Annotated in this window: 23 protein-coding genes; 6 read left to right on the top strand and 17 right to left on the bottom strand. The window is 38.0% G+C overall.

Annotated elements, in window-relative coordinates:
* A partial coding sequence (locus RLO81_RS16645; RefSeq protein ID WP_350114250.1) for a hypothetical protein occupies positions 1–224 on the bottom strand: 224 nt, incomplete at its 3' end.
* A 164-nt stretch (positions 225–388) separates the two neighbouring features.
* Here RLO81_RS16645 and RLO81_RS16640 point away from each other — a divergent pair.
* Entirely contained in the window at positions 389–1,261 is an 873-nt protein-coding gene (locus RLO81_RS16640) for a DPP IV N-terminal domain-containing protein (protein ID WP_350114247.1), read from the top strand.
* Between the two features lie 28 nt (positions 1,262–1,289).
* Here the strand turns inward: RLO81_RS16640 and RLO81_RS16635 are convergent, their stop codons facing one another.
* Positions 1,290–2,165 carry a sterol desaturase family protein gene (locus RLO81_RS16635; RefSeq protein WP_350114244.1) on the bottom strand — a complete coding sequence of 292 codons (876 nt, stop codon included), beginning with the start codon at positions 2,163–2,165 and terminating at the stop codon, positions 1,290–1,292.
* Between the two features lie 192 nt (positions 2,166–2,357).
* On the opposite strand from RLO81_RS16635, the gene RLO81_RS16630 reads away from it, so the two are divergent.
* Positions 2,358–2,507, top strand: a complete 150-nt coding sequence (locus RLO81_RS16630) for a hypothetical protein (protein WP_350114241.1) — start codon at positions 2,358–2,360, stop codon at positions 2,505–2,507.
* 204 nt (positions 2,508–2,711) lie between these two features.
* Here RLO81_RS16630 and RLO81_RS16625 read toward each other — a convergent pair whose 3' ends face one another.
* From RLO81_RS16625 to RLO81_RS16590, 8 genes are all read right to left on the bottom strand, one after another.
* Entirely contained in the window at positions 2,712–3,395 is a 684-nt protein-coding gene (locus RLO81_RS16625) for a histidine phosphatase family protein (RefSeq protein ID WP_350114238.1), read from the bottom strand.
* 1 nt (position 3,396) lies between these two features.
* A complete protein-coding gene (locus RLO81_RS16620; RefSeq protein ID WP_350114236.1) occupies positions 3,397–4,464 on the bottom strand; it encodes a phosphotransferase family protein in 1,068 nt (355 codons plus the stop codon).
* 3 nt (positions 4,465–4,467) lie between these two features.
* Positions 4,468–5,688 (bottom strand): acyl-CoA dehydrogenase family protein, encoded by a 1,221-nt coding sequence (locus tag RLO81_RS16615; RefSeq protein WP_350114233.1) that lies wholly within the window; start codon positions 5,686–5,688, stop codon positions 4,468–4,470.
* A 4-nt stretch (positions 5,689–5,692) separates the two neighbouring features.
* Complete coding sequence (locus tag RLO81_RS16610) at positions 5,693–6,457, bottom strand: SDR family oxidoreductase (protein WP_350114230.1); 765 nt, start codon at positions 6,455–6,457, stop codon at positions 5,693–5,695.
* A 101-nt stretch (positions 6,458–6,558) separates the two neighbouring features.
* Positions 6,559–7,089 carry a response regulator gene (locus RLO81_RS16605; RefSeq protein WP_350114228.1) on the bottom strand — a complete coding sequence of 177 codons (531 nt, stop codon included), beginning with the start codon at positions 7,087–7,089 and terminating at the stop codon, positions 6,559–6,561.
* Positions 7,090–7,261: 172 nt separating this feature from the next.
* On the bottom strand, positions 7,262–8,893 hold the full coding sequence (gene pruA / locus RLO81_RS16600; protein ID WP_350114225.1) for an L-glutamate gamma-semialdehyde dehydrogenase: 1,632 nt from the start codon (positions 8,891–8,893) through the stop codon (positions 7,262–7,264).
* A gap of 72 nt (positions 8,894–8,965) precedes the next feature.
* Positions 8,966–9,661, bottom strand: a complete 696-nt coding sequence (locus RLO81_RS16595) for a YjjG family noncanonical pyrimidine nucleotidase (RefSeq protein WP_350114222.1) — start codon at positions 9,659–9,661, stop codon at positions 8,966–8,968.
* Positions 9,658–10,041 (bottom strand): ArsR/SmtB family transcription factor, encoded by a 384-nt coding sequence (locus RLO81_RS16590; protein ID WP_350114253.1) that lies wholly within the window; start codon positions 10,039–10,041, stop codon positions 9,658–9,660. Before RLO81_RS16590 ends, RLO81_RS16595 begins: the two co-directional genes overlap by 4 nt.
* Positions 10,042–10,158: 117 nt before the next feature.
* On the opposite strand from RLO81_RS16590, the gene RLO81_RS16585 reads away from it, so the two are divergent.
* Entirely contained in the window at positions 10,159–10,785 is a 627-nt protein-coding gene (locus RLO81_RS16585) for a carboxypeptidase-like regulatory domain-containing protein (protein WP_350114220.1), read from the top strand.
* 340 nt (positions 10,786–11,125) lie between these two features.
* On the opposite strand, the gene dnaK is transcribed toward RLO81_RS16585, so the two are convergent.
* Positions 11,126–13,060: a molecular chaperone DnaK gene (dnaK, locus tag RLO81_RS16580; protein ID WP_350114218.1), complete on the bottom strand. Its 1,935-nt coding sequence runs from the start codon at positions 13,058–13,060 to the stop codon at positions 11,126–11,128.
* 185 nt (positions 13,061–13,245) lie between these two features.
* On the opposite strand from dnaK, the gene RLO81_RS16575 reads away from it, so the two are divergent.
* The gene (locus RLO81_RS16575) at positions 13,246–14,826 is read left to right on the top strand and encodes a peptide chain release factor 3 (RefSeq protein ID WP_350114215.1); all 1,581 of its coding nucleotides are present in this window, start codon (positions 13,246–13,248) and stop codon (positions 14,824–14,826) included.
* Here RLO81_RS16575 and RLO81_RS16570 read toward each other — a convergent pair whose 3' ends face one another.
* Complete coding sequence (locus RLO81_RS16570) at positions 14,827–15,291, bottom strand: DUF4268 domain-containing protein (protein ID WP_350114212.1); 465 nt, start codon at positions 15,289–15,291, stop codon at positions 14,827–14,829.
* A gap of 80 nt (positions 15,292–15,371) precedes the next feature.
* On the opposite strand from RLO81_RS16570, the gene RLO81_RS16565 reads away from it, so the two are divergent.
* Both RLO81_RS16565 and RLO81_RS16560 read left to right on the top strand, forming a co-directional pair.
* The gene (locus tag RLO81_RS16565; protein WP_350114209.1) at positions 15,372–16,049 is read left to right on the top strand and encodes an RluA family pseudouridine synthase; all 678 of its coding nucleotides are present in this window, start codon (positions 15,372–15,374) and stop codon (positions 16,047–16,049) included.
* Positions 16,050–16,355, top strand: coding sequence for a DUF6787 family protein (locus RLO81_RS16560; RefSeq protein ID WP_350114206.1), 306 nt, complete (start codon positions 16,050–16,052; stop codon positions 16,353–16,355). It begins immediately after the preceding gene.
* A 37-nt stretch (positions 16,356–16,392) separates the two neighbouring features.
* On the opposite strand, the gene atpC is transcribed toward RLO81_RS16560, so the two are convergent.
* The 5 genes from atpC to RLO81_RS16535 all read right to left on the bottom strand — a co-directional run bounded on the left by atpC (position 16,393) and on the right by RLO81_RS16535 (position 21,812).
* On the bottom strand, positions 16,393–16,644 hold the full coding sequence (atpC, locus tag RLO81_RS16555; protein ID WP_350114203.1) for an ATP synthase F1 subunit epsilon: 252 nt from the start codon (positions 16,642–16,644) through the stop codon (positions 16,393–16,395).
* A gap of 25 nt (positions 16,645–16,669) precedes the next feature.
* Positions 16,670–18,178, bottom strand: coding sequence for a F0F1 ATP synthase subunit beta (gene atpD / locus RLO81_RS16550; RefSeq protein WP_350114200.1), 1,509 nt, complete (start codon positions 18,176–18,178; stop codon positions 16,670–16,672).
* A 116-nt stretch (positions 18,179–18,294) separates the two neighbouring features.
* Positions 18,295–19,506, bottom strand: coding sequence for a sensor histidine kinase (locus tag RLO81_RS16545; RefSeq protein ID WP_350114196.1), 1,212 nt, complete (start codon positions 19,504–19,506; stop codon positions 18,295–18,297).
* A gap of 67 nt (positions 19,507–19,573) precedes the next feature.
* Positions 19,574–20,902 (bottom strand): ABC transporter permease, encoded by a 1,329-nt coding sequence (locus RLO81_RS16540; protein ID WP_350114193.1) that lies wholly within the window; start codon positions 20,900–20,902, stop codon positions 19,574–19,576.
* Positions 20,895–21,812 (bottom strand): ABC transporter ATP-binding protein, encoded by a 918-nt coding sequence (locus RLO81_RS16535; protein WP_350114189.1) that lies wholly within the window; start codon positions 21,810–21,812, stop codon positions 20,895–20,897. The genes RLO81_RS16540 and RLO81_RS16535 overlap by 8 nt, the downstream gene beginning before the upstream one ends.
* Positions 21,813–21,848 lie beyond the last annotated feature (36 nt).

Raw genomic sequence — 21,848 nt, 5'->3', positions numbered from 1 at the left:
CTTATTTTCAGCGAATAAGAATAAACAATTAGTGCGCAGAAACTCCAGGTGTTATACTTTAATAATAAGTTAACCAACAAAATGGGATCATGGGAAACGGAGCTAAATATAGTTCTACCCATTAATGCAACATAATGCGTTATTGCCAAGAGGTTAACAAATAAGAAAATTACCCACAATTTATTTCGTAATGGCAGTGCTAGATTCCAGTGTAATGAATTCATTTATTAAATGACATTGATGTACTCTAATTTACGAAGCATAACACTAAAAGGCCGAAATGTCACGGCACTATTCGTAATAGAAACGCTACAACTTATCACATAACCTTAATTTTTAGAAACAATAAAAAATTAAGAGGGTAGTATCATGAAAACAATTTACTGCCATGAAAAAACAATTAGTACTATTTGCAATTTTATTCTCACAATGTGGTTACGCTCAAAAAAATACGAACACAGGACCCTCATGGTCTCCAGATGAGCAACTTATTGGCTTTTCATCTGATAGAGATGGTGATTTTGAAATATACAGTATTGCAAAAGACGGGACGAATTTGCTGAAATTAACAGATAACAATGTGGAAGATCACTACCCAGTATGGTCTCCAGATATGAGCAAAATAGTATATACTTCTGTGAGAGATGGAAACTACGATTTGTATATAATGAATTCTGACGGTAGCAATTCAAAAAGGCTAACCGACCATGAAGCAAACGATGGAGGCTCTTATGTATCTTGGCATCCGGATGGTTCTAATTTTTTATTTAATAGCAAAAGAGATGGGCGCTATCAAATATACCGGTATGATATAAAGGATGGTAAACAAACCAACATCAGTAAATCAGACTACAATGATAATTTCGGTGAATATTCACCTGATGGAAAACAGATAGTATTTTCTTCTGATGAACCAGGGAAATCAGAAATTTACATGATGGATTCTAATGGGAATAATAGAACTAGAATTACGGATGAGGAGGTAAAAAATAACTTATTTCCAACATGGTCACCGGATCAAAAAAGCATAGTATATCAGCACAGACCAGGGTTTAGAGATATAGATTTAATTGTTCTAAACTTGGAAACGAAAGAACGAATAGACATTTCACAGTCACCTTCAGGTGTTTACTATTTCTATCCGAGGTGGTCTCCAAAATCTGATAAAATATTATTCTCTTCCTCCATGGATGGAAGCCCTCATATTTATTATAAGAAACTTTCTTCGAATGAAGTAGTTCAATTGACTTTTGATGAATAATTGTTATTTGCTATGATGTCTGGCTTTTTTATTTCCTCTTCCCAAACCCATACGTGTTCTGACGAACAAAATCTTTAGGAAATTTTTCTACACCAGGAAAGCCAAGTTTAATGTCTCGCCCTTCATGGGGAATGTAGTTGGTTTTGAAGAGATAATCCCAAACGCTAAGGGTGAGGCCAAAATTTACACCGTATCGTTTTTGTTTGGGCAAATCATACGCATGATGCCAGATGTGCATCTGCGGATTATTGAAAATATACTTCAAGGGTCCAAGATTCAATCTGAAGTTTGAATGGTTGAAATGCCCAACAGCGAGTGTAAAAATATGAATGATAAAGAAATCTCGCAGTCCAATTCCGATTAAGGCTAACGGTATATACTCAATCGATCGATACACTACGTTTTCCATCCAGTGATAGCGCAAGTGCGCAGCAAAACCCATTTGTTCTACAGAATGATGAACCTTGTGAAACTCCCAAAGAGCTGGTACACGATGAAGTAATCGATGCGTCCACCATTGCACAAAATCCCGAACTACAAAACCTAATAACAAATGTGCCCATACAGGCCAGCTCATTACCTCAAAAGCAACCAGGTTAGTGATACCAATACTCGCCAATGCGTCATTAAAAAAATTGACAACCACATCGCTCGCTGCATTGTAAATAATCAATGAAAAAAGAAAAAAGTTGAAGAACATATAAAAGAAATCCAACCAAAAATCTTTACGAAAAGTAGCCTGATTTTGTCGCCATGGCTTGACAAGCTCAACGATAAAAAAGAAAGCAGAAACACCCATTAACCAATAAAAATAGCTGTGCCAATTCGGGTTGGTAATCTCCCTCCATAGGTAATCGGCATAACCTTTATACCCATTAATAAAAATATCTATGTAGTGCTCCATCTTTAAATGGTAAATTAAGCAAACCACAAGTTAGCAGATTGTAACGTTTGTTACATAATTAGAATTCTGACAATTGCCTAATAAATAGAGTAAATTAAGTTATCGCTTACATTTTTAGATTTTGTAAAAGACGAAATGCAATCGTGTAAGTACAAATTGAATGATTAGAGGCTCCAGTTTGAGGGCGTAAATATGAGCAATAATCAGGTGGCCATTATGGACGAGAATAGAAACAGGTTGGGCATGATTTATAAATCGAGATGGTCTAAAAGTGCTACGATCAAACTGAATAATCAAGGCGAGTACGAGCTAAAGCCAACGGGCTTCTTAAGTACCAGATAGAAACTTTTCGCCCAGCAAAATGAGCTGATAGAATTCACTAAAGGCATATTTAAGAAAGGTGAAATCAACTACATCTTTCAGGTCGAGCTTTTGATTTTGGCCGGATTGTATGTGCTGAATGATTAAATATGTTTTAATTCTATTGAAAACCAGCAACCAAAAGGGGCTTGTTCATTATGGATAAATGCATAGTTAGCATTTCACCTACCTATATGTTACCAACCCAAAATCATGCTCTAAATGGCTGTAATCATTATAGGTGCTTACAGATAAGCCACTTTTACCTACAAGAATTTTGGTGATGCTCGTATTGATTATTCTATTTTGAAGATCAATAAATTGCTCATCTTGCAATTTCATGGCTTTCATCACAATGGCAGATATTGGACCGCCAGAAGTAAATACCAATGCATTTTCCCTACTGGATAAACTAGCAGCAATATTCTCTAATTCAATCCATGCATTTTCTTTGAAATCCTGCCACGACAATGAATAATCATGCTTATTATCCATCCAGTCAGAAATGGATTGGTTTAATATATCCTGCAATTTTTTGAGTGGTGCCGGGTGGCTCCGAATATCATTATTCAGCTTGCTAAAGTTCGCATACTCTGGGTTGAATTTTGATAGGAGTTCTATGTGATCATATTCATTCCAATTATTAGAAATTGCTGGTTCATCTTTTACGCCTAACTCATTTAGACAGTGGTTGGCAGTTTCCTGATGTCGATAAAGTGATCCTGAAGCAAATAAACTAGCATAGAGCTTTCTTTCTTCTAAAGCTCTGCCAACAATTTTAGACTGCTGAATACCCAATTCAGTAAGTTTGTCATAATCACTATTAAAGAAACTAGCCTGACCATGCCTTACCAGATAGATGAGTGCCATACTAACGTTTTTCGTTAATGATATTCTCACACGTCCTTATCATATAAAGAGTGGCCATCCAAAAATTCTTGAATGCTTTATTCCTGGTGAAGCCTTTAGAATAACGATAGTATATCTGCTGGGCAATCCCGGCCAATCTGAAAATGCCATAGACACGATAAAACCTGAAGTCATCCAATTCCCTCCCTGTTTTTTCGAGGTAATAGTCAACAATTTCATTACGTGTCATCATACCACGTACATTACTCGGTTGTCTTCTGAGTGATTTCACAAAAAAGTCGTCCTTTTCTTCTACCCAATAGGCCAGACTATTACCAATATCCATTAGGGGGTCACCAATAGCTGCGAGCTCCCAGTCAAGAACGCCAAAAATATTAGAAGGATTATCAGCTTCCAATACCACGTTATCCAAACGAAAGTCATTATGAACAATACATAATTTTTCTTCTTTAGGCATATTCTGCTCTAGCCAGCGCATTACTTTTTTACCGGAAGGTACGTTCCAGGTTTTGGCATCGCTATATCGCTTATTCCATCCTGTAATTTGTCGTTCTATATAGCCTTCGCCTTTTCCCAGATCATCAAGGCCTTCCTTTTCATAATCTACTTTGTGCAGTTCTATAAGCTTATCCCAAAAAGATTGACATATTTCTGATACTGTCTTTTCATCCCAATCTACATTTCTTGGGAAATTCTTTCTGGGGATAATACCCTCCAATCGCTCCATCAAATAGAAGGTGGAGCCCATGACCGATTCGTCTTCGCAGACTGCCACCATTTCAGGCACATAAGGATAGTGAGGCTTGAGTTTCTTTTGCAGATGATACTCTCTGGGCATATTGTGAGCCCCGGATGCCTTTTTCCCGAGAGGTGCCCTGCGTAAAATCAGATCGCGATTTTCAAATTGCAGTCTATAAGTCCAGTTAGATGCACCACCTGAAAACTGAGTGATGTTAGGATGATCATCAATATCAGAGATGTGATCTTTTAGCCAGGGGATTAGTTTGCCTAAATCAAGCTCTTCGCCTGGCCGCTGGTTTCCCTCCAAATCTTTTATTCTATCATCCATCTACTATAAATACTTTTTAAATTCTAATCTGGAGATCATTCCAAGGTGCACTTCATCAGGGCCATCAGCCAATCGTAACGCTCTTGCCTGTAGGTAAAAACTACTGAGTGGAAAGTCATCTGACAAACCACCACCACCATGAATTTGCATGGCCATGTCTGTGACATCCTGAAGCACCTGAGGGGCTACCACTTTGATGGCTGATATTTCTGTCATACTTTCTTTAACACCTACCTGATCGATCTTCCAGGCTGCATAATGGGTAAGTAACCTCGCCTGATCTATGGCGACTCTTGCTTTTGCGAATCGTTCTGCATTACCACCCAACATAGCTAGCGGTTTACCAAAAGCTTTCCTGGTACCACTTCTGATAATGGCTAATTGCAGGGCCCGCTCAGCAGCTCCGATACATCGCATACAGTGATGAATTCTGCCAGGGCCTAATCTTCCCTGTGCTATGGCAAAACCTGATCCGAAATTTTGAATAAGATTCTCTTTTGGTACTCGCACATTATTGAAATGTACCTCACCATGACCGGCCGGAGCATCATAGGCTCCGAAGGTGGTTAGCATACGTTTTATTTCTACTCCTGCCGCCTTCAGAGGAACAAGGACCATCGTGTGCTGCTTATGCTTTTCGGCAGAGGTATCAGTTTTGCCCATTACAATGGCAAGGCCAGCATCAGGATGCCCAAGCCCTGTTGCCCACCATTTTTTTCCATTGATCACTATCTCATCACCATCAGGAAGTATGCTAGTTTCTATATTGGTAGCATCTGAAGAAGCCACATTTGGTTCTGTCATACAAAACACAGACTTCATTTCGCCATCTAACAGTGGTACAAGCCACTTTTTCTTTTGTTCATCATTACCAAAATGATACAGAACTTCCATGTTTCCTGTATCCGGAGCATTGCAATTAAATATCTCTGCTGAATTATAAACCCGACCCATTTCCTCGGCAAGGGGAGCATAATCTAATACACTTAATCCCTGACCCATTTGCTCATCAGGTAAAAATAGATTCCAAAGTCCTTGTTCACGAGCCTCGTTTTTTAATTTATCCAGCTTTGGGTGCTCATGCCAGGTAGTCCAATGGCCATCAGGATTATTTTCTTTATTGAATTCCATCCATTCTTTTTCAAAAGGATACACGTTGGTATTCATAAAGGCCTTTAGCTTTTTCAAATAAGCTTGCGATTTTTCTGATGGGCGAAAGTTCATTCTCTTATAATTTTCTCAATGTTTTCAAGGATACAAAGGGCATTAACAATTTAAAGAAATACCACGGCCAAAATGGCACATAGGCTTTCCTTTTTTCTTTGTTGATAGCCTTTACCAATAATCTGGAACCTCTATCCAAATCAATCATAAATGGTGGTTTTTTTGCCACATTATCCGTCATTTCCGATTGTATGTATCCAGGGAAAATAGTCGAAACTTTGATGGGCTTATATAGTAAATCTACTTGGGCGCCCTCTGCTAAACTGGCGAGCCCAGCCTTAGTGGCCGCATATACATTAATAGGCCCGCGATAACCTCTAAAGGCAGACATACTGGAGATGGCTACCAAATGACCTTCATTTTGCGCTCTGAATATTTCTAAAGCAGCTTCAAACTGGCTAATGGCACCACAAAAGTTGGTGACGGCTGTTTGCATATTTTGCTTGGAATACCCCGTTCCTAAAGAAGCCCCTTTTCCCATACCGGCATTTACTATTACACGGTCAAGCTTTTCTCCAGCATCTTTAAAATCCTGGTTAAAAGCCTTAAATACATCAAATACGTCTTCAGGAATCGTTACGTCCAGCGGCCTTAGAAAGACCTTTATAGATGGGTTGACTTTTAAAAGCTCAGATTTTAGTTTTTCGAGATTTTCTACCCGCCTTGCACATAATGCCAAATTACAGCCTTGTTTGGCAAATTCCAGGGCCATTCCTTTACCCAATCCAGAGCTTGCGCCTGTAATGAGTATGTTTTTACGTTTCGTCATAAATAGCAGTAGTTAATAACTGATTCTAACTGCTTAAATTACACACTTTGTCGTGATATAGTAAGGAAAGAATAGATTTCGGGACTTATAATCTTAAGTAACTAGTGCGTCTTAAGTATTTCCTCAATAATTGAATTAAGTTCATTTACAGCTTCAGGATCATTGATAATGTAATCTCTCAAACCTTTTTCAACAAATGCGTGCCTTACATTGGTCTTCAAGTTATTCATTATCAAAACTTTTTGATTTGGATTGGTATTTATGATCACATCCAGAATTTCCTTACCACTGAGGGTATTCCTTATCCCGTTATTGATATCGTAATTAAGCAGTATAATATCTGGCCTTAGGTGTAAATCGTTTAAACAACTTTTACCTGTAGCGTAATTCTTGGTAATAATTTGCTGGTTAGCAGCTAAATCTTTTAAAGAGACTTTAGAAAGATGTGTATTCACAATTTGCATGAACCATGGGTCATCGTCCACTACAAATATCAAAATGTCTTTGGTTGAAGGTGTTTTTAATTTTGGCCTCTTAATTTCAGAAGGGAATTCAATATCAATAATTTCTTCGTCTTGTCCGTTAAATGATTTACGGTAACGATCGATTTTGCTTAATCTGAATGGCGACATGGTTGGGTTTACCGGTTAATAAAGTTAGCCAACTACAGATAACCTTACATCGTCTAAAATTATGAAAAAAGAAACGATTAATGCAAATGAGATAAAAACTATTTATCAACCCCAAAAAAAGAAGGCTATCATCTTCTGATAGCCTTCATAAAGTTGAATTTTAACATAAAACTTACTTCTCCTCGAGGAAGGGATATCTATAATCCGTTGGCGGTACTCTTGTTTCCTTAATGGTTCTTGGACTCACCCATCTTAGCAAATTAAGCTTAGAACCTGCCTTGTCGTTTGTTCCTGAACCTCTGGCGCCACCAAATGGCTGCTGGCCAACCACTGCTCCTGTAGGTTTATCGTTAATGTAAAAGTTACCCGCAGCGTTAATCAACTTTTTCATGGCAAGGTCTATAGCAAACCTGTCCTGAGAAATAATTGATCCTGTTAAAGCGTAGGGTGAGGTCTGGTCTACAAGTTCCAATACTTCTTCAAAGTGTTCAGAATTGTACACATAGATAGTGACAACAGGTCCAAATATCTCTTCGCACATTGTAGTAGAAGATGGATCCTGAGTTACAATTACAGTAGGCTCAATAAAGTAGCCTTTAGATTTATTGTAATTTCCGCCTGCAATAATTTCATTCATTTTGTTTGCTTTGGCACCGTCTATATAGCCGGCAATCTTATCAAAGGCTTTCTCATCAATTACCGCATTAAAGAAGTTGGTAAAATCTTCAGTAGGCCCCATCTTAATGGATTTGATATCTTCAATTAGATACTTCTTCACATCTTCCCAAATGTTCGATGGAACGTAAACCCTTGAAGCAGCAGAACATTTTTGTCCCTGAAATTCAAATGCCCCTCTGGTTATAGCAGTAGAAACAACTTTTGGCAAGGCAGATTTATGTGCTACAATAAAATCTTTACCTCCTGTTTCACCTACAATTCTTGGGTATGATCTGTATTTTTCAATATTGGCACCTATTGTTTTCCATAAGTGTTGAAATACACCAGTGCTGCCTGTAAAGTGTAATCCAGCAAAATCTTTGTGGTTAAAAACAACATCACCGGCCACAGGCCCATCTACAAATATTAGGTTTATCACCCCATCAGGTAAACCGGCTTCTTTGAAAACCTCCATAATTACATTTGCAGAATATGCCTGAGTGAACGCTGCCTTCCAAACAACTGTGTTACCCATAATGGCCGCAGAGGCCGGAAGATTACCTGCAATGGCAGTAAAGTTGAAAGGTGTAATTGCGAATACAAATCCTTCCAATGCCCGGTATTCTAACCTATTCCATACTCCGGTTGATGACTCCGGTTGGTCTTCATATATCTGCATCATATAGTATGCATTGTATCTAAGAAAATCGATAAGCTCACAGGCTGAATCTATTTCTGCCTGATAAATACTTTTTGATTGTCCTAGCATTGTAGCCGCATTGATTTTGGCTCTGTAAGGGCCTGCAAGTAAATCGGCAGCTTTTAAAAATACACTCGCTCTGTGCTCCCATGGCATGGTAGACCATGCTTCTTTAACACCTAGAGCAGCGTTAATGGCCTGTTCAACATGAGAAGCATCCCCTTCATTAAAATGACCTAGTATGTGCTGATGATCATGAGGCGGACATATTGGTATTTTCTTGGCCGTTCTTACCTCTTCACTACCAATATACATTGGTATATCAATTTGCTTTGACCTGGCTTCTTCAAGCGCTTTTTTTACTGCCAGTTTTTCTGGTGAACCGGGGGCGTAATTTAAAACCGGTTCATTAGAAGGGACAGGTATTTGATAGACTCCTTTAGGCATATGAATATCGTTTGATTAACATGGTTTATTTGTGCCCGCAAATTTAGGAAATGCCAAAGAAAAGGCCGCCTGTTAAAGTATTTTAGTCAGCTCGCTTAAACAGTTTATCTCATAACTGACATCTTCTTTGTGTGTCAATTTTTCAACATTAAAATAAACCGTATCAATTGCTGCATTCCTGGCACCGGCAATATCTGCATTCAGGTTATCCCCTATCATTAGCGCCTCATTGGCCTTGGTCCCTGCCTTATTAAGTGTGTATTCAAAAATCTCTTTTGAAGGTTTTCTATGTCCACAGCTTTCCGAAGTGACCATTCCTAGAAAATAGTGGTCTATTTTGGCGTTTGAAATTTTAATTTTTTGTATATCATTAAAACCATTCGTAAGCAAGTAAAGTGTGTATCTGTCTTTTAAATAATCCAGCACATCGTACGTATAAGGCATTAAATGCCCTTTCTTAGGGCATTCTAAAATGTATTTGGATGACAGCTCCATTGATAAATCGATGTTATCTACACCATGAATTGTTAGTATATTGTTAAATCTGAATTTTTTGATATACTCTCTGTCTATTTGGCCCTGATTATATTTATTCCAAAGCCCGCTATTTACTTTTTTAAAAGTTTCCACAAAGCCATTCAGGCTAATACCACCAAAAGATGATAGTTCATATTCCTGATGTAATTCTGATAACGTTTCCAGTGAATTTTTCTCGTAATCCCACAGCGTGTGATCTAAATCGAAAAAAATGCTTTTGTATTTCTTCAATTTTGCCAGTTTTTATATTCCAGTTTATTTTGTGCTAATTCCCTATTGCTATACATCGTTTTGTATACATTCTGATCTTTAATTAGCAATTGATCTTTATTTAAAAATTGAAAGATCTGACTGATGATTTCATAAACCTCGTCTTTTAAATAATAAAATACCCACTGATCTTGTTTACGAGTGTTCAAAATACCGGAATTTTTAAGATAGATTAAGTGCCTGCTCGTTTTAGTTTGCGTAAATTCTAAAATGTGCTCCAAATCAGAGATACACATTTCCTTATTTCTAAAAATGAGATGCAGGATCCTTACCCTCGACTCATCTGAGCAAGCTTTAAATATTTGTGAACCAAATGATAAATTGAAGTTTTTGAGTCGCATTGTACTTGTTCCAAATTTATGAGAAATAGATAACATTGTAAGGAACTTTGACGTTCAATTGATAACTTCGAAGTTAAATGGCATATCTGTTAGATTAATCAATCTGATTCAAAAAATTTGAACAAAATCAACGCTATACTTACGCTTCTTTTGGTCATCATACTGGTGATTGGAATGCAATATACTGCCAAAGGTCAGGGTGCCAAAAATGTGATTCAGTTGTCAGGAATAATACTAGGCGAAGATAGCATTTCAGGTATTCCGGGTGTACATGTTTATGTGCCCAAAGCTGGTAGGGGAACTACCAGTAACAGAGTTGGTTATTTTTCTATGCCCGTGTTGGTGGGCGATGAATTGGTGGTGAGTGCTATTGGCTATGAGAAACAGTTTTTCAGAGTGCCTGATTTTGATCAAGACAATATGACTATTGTGATAGAACTGGTGTCAGATACTACATTTCTGGAAACTGTAGAGATTATGCCGTTTCCTACTGAAGAAATTTTTAAAGAAGCCATACTAGCCCTCAATATCCCTCTTGAAGAGCACAGTTATGATAATTTGAATGAAGATTTACTTGCCTTGATGCTACAAACAGTGCCAATGGATGGTGCTGCCAATCATAGGTATTATATGGACAATTGGGTGAGGTACCAGCAAGATAGATTTGGGCCAAGGCCGAACCCTTTAACCAACCCTTTTAACTGGGCTAATTTTTTCAGATCACTCAGATCTAATAAGAAGTAACTGTTATAACCATTGAAAAATGGCAACTGCTGCTAATAGTAAGGCGATGTATACAACAGCCACTAATACTTTCAACCCTTTTAATACAGACCCATCCATAACTTTAAGATTAATATAGTAGGCTAATTCAGTTATTGTGCCAAATTAAAAAAGGCCTTAAATAAACAATTTGAGGAGTTTATGCATAAATAATTCCCAAATGTAAATAAGGATTTCAATTTGGGAATTGCTAAACTGGTTTTAGGATTGCGTTACTAAACTGTGGTCTGATAGATAATTATAAAAAAATAGAGACTGCCTTTTTGAGACAGCCTCTATTCTTATCGAACTTGTATAATAATTACTTCTTGGAAGAATCGTCTACTTCTTCAAATTCTACATCAGAAACATCTCCTTCACCGCTTGCTTGTGCATCTCCTGCTCCGCCAGCCTGTCCTGCTGCGTTAGGATCAGCACCTGGCTGTCCGCCAGAAGCAGCATACATTTCTTGAGCTGCACCTTCCCAGGCCTTATTCAAACCTTCTAAGGCAGCGTCTATTTTATCTACTTCCTGAGCCTGATGTACTTTCTTCAACTCTTCAAGGGCACTGTTAATTTTAGATTTGTTATCATCTGATAACTTATCTCCATATTCTTTCAATTGCTTTTCAGTTTGGAAGATCATTGAATCAGCAGAATTTAACTTTTCAACTCTTTCTTTCGTTGCTTTGTCAGCATCGGCATTCGCCTGTGCTTCTTGCTTCATCTTTTCAATTTCTTCTTCTGTTAAGCCTGAAGAAGCTTCAATCTTAATTTTCTGCTCTTTACCCGTGCCTTTGTCTTTGGCAGAAACATTCATAATACCGTTAGCATCAATATCGAACGTTACTTCAATTTGAGGCACACCTCTTGGTGCCGGAGGAATATCCGTTAACTGGAATCTTCCGATTGTTCTGTTATCATTTGCCATAGGACGCTCCCCTTGCAGCACATGAATATCAACAGAAGGTTGATTGTCTGCCGCAGTAGAGAATGTCTCAGACTTTTTAGTAGGGATGGTCGTGTTCGCCTCTATTAATTTAGTCATTACACCACCCATTGTTTCAATACCCAATGAAAGTGGAGTAACATCTAACAGAAGAACATCTTTTACTTCTCCTGTAAGCACCCCGCCTTGAATGGCAGCACCTATCGCCACTACTTCATCAGGGTTAACTCCTTTAGACGGCTTCTTTCCAAAGAATTTTTCTACTTCTTCCTGAATTTTAGGAATTCTGGTAGATCCACCTACTAAAATTACCTCGTCAATATCTGAAGCTGTTACTCCTGCATCAGCTAACGCCTTTTTACATGGCTCCATTGATCTTTTTACCAGGTTGTCAGCTAGTTGCTCAAACTTAGACCTAGATAATTTTCTTACTAAGTGTTTTGGCACACCATCAACCGGCATAATGTAAGGCAGGTTGATTTCTGTCTCCGTAGAGCTCGATAATTCAATCTTAGCTTTTTCAGCAGCTTCTTTTAATCTCTGAAGAGCCATAGGATCTTTTCTTAGATCAATATTCTCATCTGACAAAAACTCTTCTGCCAACCAGTTGATAATTACCTGGTCAAAATCATCACCGCCAAGGTGAACATCACCATTGGTAGATTTTACTTCAAATACACCATCTCCTAATTCTAGTACGGAAATATCGAATGTACCACCACCAAGGTCATACACTGCTATTTTCATATCAGCATTTTTCTTATCGAGACCATAAGCCAAAGCTGCTGCGGTTGGCTCATTAATAATTCTTTTTACTTCTAAACCAGCAATCTGTCCAGCCTCTTTAGTGGCATGTCTTTCAGCATCGTTAAAATAAGCAGGCACAGTAATTACAGCTTCTTTTACTTCAGTACCCAAATAATCTTCAGCAGTAGATTTCATCTTTTGTAAAATCATTGCTGAAATTTCTTGAGGCGTGTAGTGCCTGTCGCCAATTTTTACTCGTACTGTGTCATTGTTTCCTTTTTCAAGTGAATATGATACAGTTTTCAATTCTTCGCCAACTTCAGAGTATTTCTTACCCATGAAACGCTTCACTGAGCTGATAGTATTAGTTGGGTTAGTAATCGCCTGTCTTTTGGCAGGATCACCTACTTTTCTTTCACCTTTGCCATCCTCCAAAAAAGCAACGATAGAAGGTGTAGTTCTTCTTCCTTCGCTATTTGGGATAACAACAGGCTCATTCCCCTCCATTACTGCTACGCAAGAGTTGGTTGTTCCTAAGTCTATTCCAATAATTTTTCCCATGATCGTTTTATAACTTATATTTTAAAATTCATTAGTCGTTTAACTCCTTTGCAATGATCAATGGTTATGCCAAAAGGTTTTTGGTGACAGAATGTCAGAAATTAGTTCTAAGTTGAACGTTCAAAGTTGGTAACAGCTTTGAACTTTGAACTTTGAACGTTTAACTTCGCACCTTTGACAATACTATGGCACTAAAGGACGAAATAGCGAAGCGAAGAACATTTGGAATCATTAGCCACCCCGATGCTGGAAAAACAACCTTAACGGAGAAATTATTGCTGTTTGGAGGTGCCATTCAAACTGCAGGAGCGGTAAAATCCAACAAAATAAAAATGCATGCCCGCTCTGACTGGATGGAGATTGAAAAACAGAGAGGTATTTCAGTAGCCACTTCGGTGATGGGATTCAATTATGATGGTGTAAAAATCAACCTCTTAGATACGCCCGGTCACCAGGATTTTGCTGAAGATACATACAGAACGCTAACAGCTGTAGACAGTGTGGTGATGGTAATTGACTGCGTAAAAGGTGTGGAGATACAGACCGAGAAGTTAATGGAAGTGTGCCGAATGCGAAAAACTCCAGTTATCTGTTTTATAAATAAACTGGATAGAGAAGGGAGGGATCCTTATGAGTTACTCGATGAGATTGAAGAGAAACTTAATATCAAAGTAAGGCCATTATCCTGGCCCATTGGTATGGGTAAAGATTTCAAAGGTGTTTACAGCTTGTATAATAAGAATCTTCACCTATTTACTGCCAGTAAAACTAAGCTGGAAGGTGAGGGGATAAGTATCAATAGCCTTGATGATGAGCAGTTAGAAAAATCTTTAGGGGTTAACTATGCCAACCAATTAAGGGAGGATGTAGAGCTAATAGAAGGCGTATATTCTGAGTTTGATGTGAATGAATATTTGTCAGGTAATGTAGCTCCTGTATTCTTCGGAAGTGCCGTGAATAATTTTGGCGTGAAGGAATTGCTCGATAGCTTCATTCGTATGGCACCAGCACCTATAGAAAGAGAAACCGAAGAAAGGGTAATACGACCTGATGAAAACAAATTCTCTGGGTTCATTTTTAAGATTCATGCCAACATGGATCCTAATCATAGAAACAGGATAGCCTTTATAAGGGTTTGTTCGGGCAAATTTGAAAGAGGTAAGACCTACCACCATGTGAGGGCAGATAAAAAAATTAGATTTTCGAACGTGACAGCTTTTATGGCACAGGAAAAGGAGCTGGTAGATGAGGCCTGGCCTGGTGATATTGTGGGTTTGTATGATACCGGTAATCTAAAAATTGGAGATACACTAACAGAAGGTGAAAAAGGAGTGTACAAAGGCATACCTAGTTTCTCTCCTGAGATCTTTAAAGAGGTGGTTAACAAAGATGCGATGAAGACCAAACAGCTTGAAAAAGGTCTGAACCAGCTAATGGAAGAGGGGGTAGCTCAGCTTTTCACGTATGAAATGGGGGCTAGAAAAGTGGTTGGTACTGTTGGTGCGCTTCAGTTTGAAGTTATTCAGCATAGGCTAAAGCATGAATATGGCGCTTCGTGCGACTTTATGTCAATGAACTTATACAAGGCTTGTTGGATTAGCAGTAATGATAAGAAGAAGTTGGACGAGTTTGTGAAGTCTAAATACAGACACATTGCTCAGGATAAAGATGGCAAACTGGTATTTATGGCAGAGTCAAAATCCTGGTTAACAATGGTGCAGGATAATTTCCCTGAAATAGACTTTCATTTTACTTCGGAGTTTTAATTACTTCAAAGCATCAAAACTATATTTAGCATCACTCCAGAATTCGTCCAATTTTCGCATTCTGGGGGCCATGTAGTTTATTAATTCAGGCCAATGGTCCTGATTGAATATGGTTAACCCTGTCTTTGAAGTAAATATTCTGGAGATTATCTTGTTAGCATCTTCTTGATAATATTCTTTATCCCAAATCCATTCTTCTTCTAAAATGCTGTGCAAATAGCTCTTTAATTCAAGAAATTGTTCAAAAAAGAGTTCTCTGATACCTTCGTCAGGGTGGTGTAGTTCTATTCCAATATAAGCCTCCTTCTTGATCACGTCCATCCTGAAATAGAGATGCTTGATGCCTGTTTTATAATTTAACCAGTTCACCTTAAGGCCTTCCGCTGATGGTTTTGATGAAAGATGTCGACCTAATGCCGTCCAGAATTTTTTCCGTAAAATAGCAGACTCTTCTTTACTATACATTAATTCAAAAGTAAATGAAGTTGAGACAATACATGGCTGTATTAATTCATAATTTTGTGGCCTTATAAGAACTTACAACTATGATTCAATCCCTGTACGAGGATAACCATTTAATAATTGTAAATAAGCCTGCTGGAGCATTAGTGCAAGGAGATGAAACTGGTGATGAGGCATTAGGAGAGGAGGTAAAGGCTTACATTAAAAAGAAGTACAAGAAGCCCGGAGATGTGTTTTTAGGGGTGGTTCATCGGTTGGATAGGCCCGTGAGCGGGGCGGTTATCTTCGCACGTACATCAAAAGGCCTGGAGCGGATGAATAAACTATTTCGTGATAGAGAGATTGAAAAAACCTACTGGGCTTTAACAAAGAAAAAGCCTTTGGAACTGGAAGGCGAGTTGGTTCACTGGCTAAAGAAAGATAGTAGTATTAACAAAGTATCTGCTCATAATAAGGATAATAAGGGTGGGCAAAAGGCCATATTGAATTACAAACTAATCGGTCATTTTGCGGAGTATTATTTGTTGGAAGTAAAACCATTGACAGGCCGACCACATCAGATAAGAGTTCAATTGGCCAAAATAGGATGCCCGATATTTGGTGACGTTAAATATGGCGGTGATAAGTCAAATGATCGTTCAGCTATTTACTTACATTCAAGGGAAGTGTCGTTTATTCACCCCGTAAAAAAAGAGGCCGTACGGGTTACTGCCAAAACACCTAATGATCAGATTTGGAAGTTATTTGATGGCATTAAGTAAATGAAGTGGATTAACAGACTAAAAGAAAAGTGGCAGGTCTCCACACTACAAGTGTTTATTATCTTGCTCGTATTTGCCTGTACGGGATTTACAGTAATGTTTTTAAAAGACCCCATTGTTTCCTTTTTTGTTGTTGAAGGAGATAAAAGTTTACTTTTCAGCATCTTATATTATGTGCTAATTTTGCCCATTTATAATGTAATTCTTTTGGTTTATGGGTTCATATTTGGCCAATTTAAGTTCTTTTGGGAATTTGAGAAACGAACGTTCCGCAAACTATTTGGCAAGAAAAAAGCCACCCGCTAGTAAACAGGTGGCTTTGCTTAATTAGATATTTTGGTGATTATGCCTCTGCGAGCCCGTCAGCTAAAACAACAATTCTATTGTTTAATACCTCAACAACTCCTCCCGTTATTTCAACGGAATCTTCACCACCTTTAGCTACTTTGTAGACTAACTCACCTTTTTTTAAAGTACTCACTAACGGTGCGTGATCATTCATTACCTGAAAAGATCCATCAACTCCCGGGAAAGTAACAATACTTACTTCGCCTTCAAATACTTTTTTTATGGGTGTTACAACTTCTAAAAACATAATCTAATGTTCTGGTCGTGATTAATTATTTTTTCGCTTCAGCAAGCATTTTCTCACCTTTGGCTACTGCATCTTCAATAGTACCTACAAGGTTAAATGCCATTTCAGGAAGGTTGTCGTGCTTACCATCCATAATCTCGTTAAATCCTTTGATAGTATCTTTAATATCAACAAGCACACCTTTTAATCCTGTAAATTGCTCAGCAACATGGAAAGGTTGAGATAAAAATCTCTGTACCCTTCTAGCTCTGTGAACGACTAGTTTATCTTCATCAGAAAGTTCATCCATACCAAGAATGGCGATGATATCCTGAAGTTCTTTATATCTCTGAAGTGTTTCTTTTACTCTTTGTGCGCAATCATAATGCTCATCACCTAAAACCTCCGCACTTAAAATTCTTGAAGTAGAATCCAATGGATCCACAGCAGGGTAAATACCAAGCTCAGAAATCTTTCTTGAAAGTACTGTTGTTGCATCCAAGTGGGCAAATGTTGTTGCCGGAGCAGGGTCAGTTAAGTCATCGGCAGGTACATAAACTGCCTGTACAGATGTAATTGATCCTTTCTTAGTTGATGTAATTCTTTCCTGCATCGCACCCATTTCTGTAGCCAATGTAGGTTGGTAACCCACAGCAGATGGCATACGACCTAATAGTGCCGATACTTCAGAACCTGCCTGAGTGAAACGGAAAATATTATCTACGAAGAATAGGATATCTTTTCCTGGTCCCTCACCATCTCCATCACGGAAATATTCTGCTACAGTTAATCCTGAAAGGGCAACTCTCGCTCTCGCTCCCGGAGGCTCGTTCATCTGACCGAAGATAAATGTAGCTTTAGATTCTTTTAATTTTTCCTGACTTACTTTAGAAAGATCCCAGCCACCTTCTTCCATCGATTTCATGAATTCGTCACCGTAAGTAACAATTCCTGATTCAATCATTTCTCTTAAAAGGTCGTTACCTTCACGCGTTCTCTCTCCAACACCAGCAAATACTGAAAGACCTGAATAAGCTTTTGCAATGTTATTAATCAATTCCTGGATCAATACTGTTTTACCAACACCAGCACCACCAAACAAACCAATCTTACCACCTTTTGCGTAAGGCTCGATAAGGTCAATTACTTTGATACCTGTATAAAGAACTTCAGTAGAAGTTGAAAGATCTTCAAATTTTGGTGCAGGTCTGTGAATTGGAAGAGTAGTTTTGCCTTCTGGCTGCTTAATACCATCAATAGCCTCACCAATCACATTGAAAAGTCTACCTTTAATATCATCACCGGTAGGCATAGCGATAGGCGCACCTGTGTCGGTTACATCCATACCTCTTACTAAACCTTCAGTACTCTCCATTGAGATGGTTCTTACACGATCTTCACCAAGGTGTTGCTGACATTCTAAAACTACTTTTTGACCGTTGTCTTTGGTCACTACCAATGAGTCAAGAATGTTAGGCAATTTAGCTCCTTCAGTCTCAAAGCTAACGTCCACTACGGGGCCAATTACCTGGGTAATTTTACCAATATTTGCCATTTTTTATTTTTTATTAGAAATGATTAAAAGCCACTGCTGTTTTCAGTCCGCAAAACTACGTTTTATATTCTATAAAGCAAAAACAGTTTACTTACTTTTCTATGGCAAAATAGATTCTATTTCATGAGAACAATTCGGAAGGTTGTTCCTTGCCCTTCTTCCGATGTTTTAATGAAAATTTTACCTTTATGATAGGACTCAATTATACGTTTGGCAAGTGTAAGGCCTAAACCCCAACCTCTTTTCTTGGTGGTAAACCCGGGATTAAACACTTGTTTTAATTTGCTTTTGGGTATTCCCTTTCCAGTATCTCCGATATCTATAAATATCCGGTTTTCACTACCCCTTAAAATATTTATAAAGATTGATCCAGTACCACCCATAGAATCGACAGCATTCTTACATAGGTTTTCAACAACCCACTCAAATAGTGGTGGATTTACTTTGGCTTCTATGCCGGGGTTTAGCGCCAGCACTGTGATATTAATCTTGGGGGAAATTCTGGGTTTTAGATAAGCAATAATATTTTGTATTAACGGCTCAATCTTTTCATTCTGAAGCACAGGCGCACTGCCAATATTTGAAAAACGTTCTGTTATAACCTGCAGCTTTCGCACATCTTTTTCCAGTTCTTCTATCAGCCCATTTTCTTTCATATGTTCATCGTCTTTAAAATATTCCATCCAGGCCATAAGAGAAGATATTGGTGTGCCTAATTGATGTGCGGTTTCTTTGGCAAGACCGACCCACACCTGGTTTTGTTCAACAGCTTTACTATAGTTGAATGCCATGTATGATATGAATGCAAAGAGGGCTATTACAGAAAGCTGAATATATGGATAGTAGGTGAGCTGGGTTAATAGAAATGAATTTTGATAGTACACATATTGTACATCGTATATTTCGTTACTTTCTTTATCCTTAAAATTTATTTCTATTGGCTCATACGTATCCTTCATATCCTCAAGCTCATCCCTTAATTTCTTGTAGAGTTGAGAACCCGAATAATCATCTAAATCTATATTTCTGAAATCTGTTATGCTATCACTTTCATTAACTAAAATGGTTGGAATAGAATTATTTTGAAATACAATTTCCTCGGTGATGAAATAGAGGTTATTATTTTGAGCTTCATTAACCGTATATTCCAACGCTCTGGCAAATAATTCTATTTGCCTTTTTTCCCTATCTTGAAGCTGTTCTACCAGAATATTGGTGTAGTAGATGGAGCTAACACTAATAAGTACCGATACGACCAATACAACCCATTTGATTTTGGATTTATTCGAGTAGATATCAATTCCAACAAGCTTATTGGATGTTGCCATGGATATCAAATTAAACAAAAAAACCGGATAGCTTTGCCATCCGGTTTGCTCAAATATTTGTTAAAAACTAGTTTTTCATCATCAACCACTTGGCTAAAACCTTGTAATTCACCTTAGCTCCGTGCATTAAAATACCAACCCTATAAATTCTGCCAGCCAACCAAATAGTAAATATAAAGCCACCGATTAGAAGTAGCACTGACAATGCCAGCTCCCAGAGTGGCACACCAAACCCTATTCTTCCCATCATAACAATGGGTGATGTAAAGGGTATCATTGATAGCCAAAAGCTCATACTTCCACTTGGGTCATCAAATACAAACATAGACATACCGAAAAAGCCGATAATAATTGGCAACATAATAGGTAACATAAACTGTTGTGCATCTGCTGGGGTATCTACTGCAGAACCAACGGCAGCAAACAACGCACCATAAAGTAAATAGCCACCAATAAAATAGATAACAAAACTAATTACTACTGTTACTATCGGGATGTTGCCAATCTGTTCATACGCTTTTTTAATCTTGGGATTCTCGGCAATGCTTTGTTTTAAGTCTTCAGAATCTGCACCTACATTTTTTGATACTTGTTCTATTTGAGCTTCCCTTGTTTTATCCAAACCCAAATATGAACCAGCACCCATATAAATGCCACCCATAATAGCAATCCAGATTATTATCTGAAGTAATCCTACCGAAGCAACGCCTACCACCTTGCCCAGCATAAAATGAAACGGTTTTACTGTAGAAACAATAACCTCGACAATCTTACTGTTCTTTTCTTCTATAACACCTTGCATTACCTGGCCTCCATATACAAACAGAAACATGTAAATTAGAAATCCGGTAATGTAACCAATGCCTGAGGCCAGCCCGGAGCTGCTAGATTGTTCATTTTCTTGATTACTCAAGCGAGTGTCAAGGGCTAATTGAGTATTGAGCTTTGATAATGTTGCTTTATCAATATTGTATTTTATAAGCTTCAGATCCTTAATGTGCCCTTCAAGTAAACTTTCAATATCGCCTACAACAGATGGGCCAGGTGTAGTTTTTGTATAAAGCACAATGCCTTCGGGCTTTTCTATATCCAGTTCGGGTACATATAAAAGCCCAAAATTCTCACTTTCATTAAATGCTACTAAAGCTTGCTCCAGAGGATTGTCCAATAGATTAACTTCAAAGTCATCATTACTTTTGAGTGATAAACTATCCATCTCATTGATAACCATTAATTTCCTTGGGCCTGAATTCTCTTTCTCCTGGATGGCAAAATAAGCCAGCCCGCCTATTACAGCTGGGAATAGCAATGGAACAAGTAGGGTTGCTATCAGAAATGATTTCTTTTGAACCCTGCTTTTAAATTCTCTTTCGATTATTAGTAATATCTTATCCATTTTGCCCTCCTTTCACTTGCGAGATAAAAATGTCATTGATGGATGGAATTTTCTCATTAAAGCCCATTATTTCAGTTGATTTGACCAGATGACTTATTAAATCATTGGATGATGTATTTTCAGAAGTTTGAAGTGTAGATTCAAAAATATCATCATGAATGTGATGTTCAGCTAAGAGCTTAATATCATCACTCAAAGTACCATTCAACTTATTCTTATGGGTTACAATGTAGGTGTTATTTCTAAAGGAGTTTTTTATATCTCTCTTGTTTCCTTCCAGAATTACCTTTGAATGGTTAATTAATGCAATGTTATCACATAGTTCCTCCACTGACTCCATCCTATGTGTTGAGAAAATAACAGTACTGCCTTTTTCCCTTAACTCGAGAATTTCATCTTTAATCAAATTAGCATTGATAGGATCAAACCCTGAAAAAGGCTCATCAAGAATAATAAGTTTAGGCTCGTTAAGTACCGTAGATATAAACTGTATTTTCTGCGCCATCCCTTTCGATAAGTCTTCAATTTTTTTATCCCACCATTGAATGATTTCCAACTTCTCACACCACTGCTTGCTTCGTATAATGGCTTCTTTCTTGCTCAGATTTCGAAGCTGCCCAAGGTAAACAAGTTGCTCACCAACCTTCATTTTCTTGTATAAGCCGCGCTCTTCCGGCAGATAACCAATTATAGAAATGTGGTTCAGGTTGAGTTCTTCACCGTTAATTAAAATTGTGCCTGAATCCGAATTTATAATTTGATTGATAATTCTGATCAGTGTGGTTTTACCTGCTCCATTAGGTCCGAGCAGTCCATAGATTGATTTCTCTGGAATGGTGATGCTTACATCATCTAAGGCAGTATGCTGCGCATAGCTTTTTTTAACATTCCTTACTTCTAGTGCGTTCAAAGTATTCTTCTTTTTAGTTCAGGGAGTTAGTGCATG

Origin of the sequence: Fulvivirga sp. (genome assembly GCF_040220315.1) — a bacterium.
In the GTDB taxonomy this organism is placed as follows: Bacteria; Bacteroidota; Bacteroidia; order Cytophagales; family Cyclobacteriaceae; genus Fulvivirga.
This window is presented reverse-complemented; position numbering and strand designations above follow the sequence as displayed.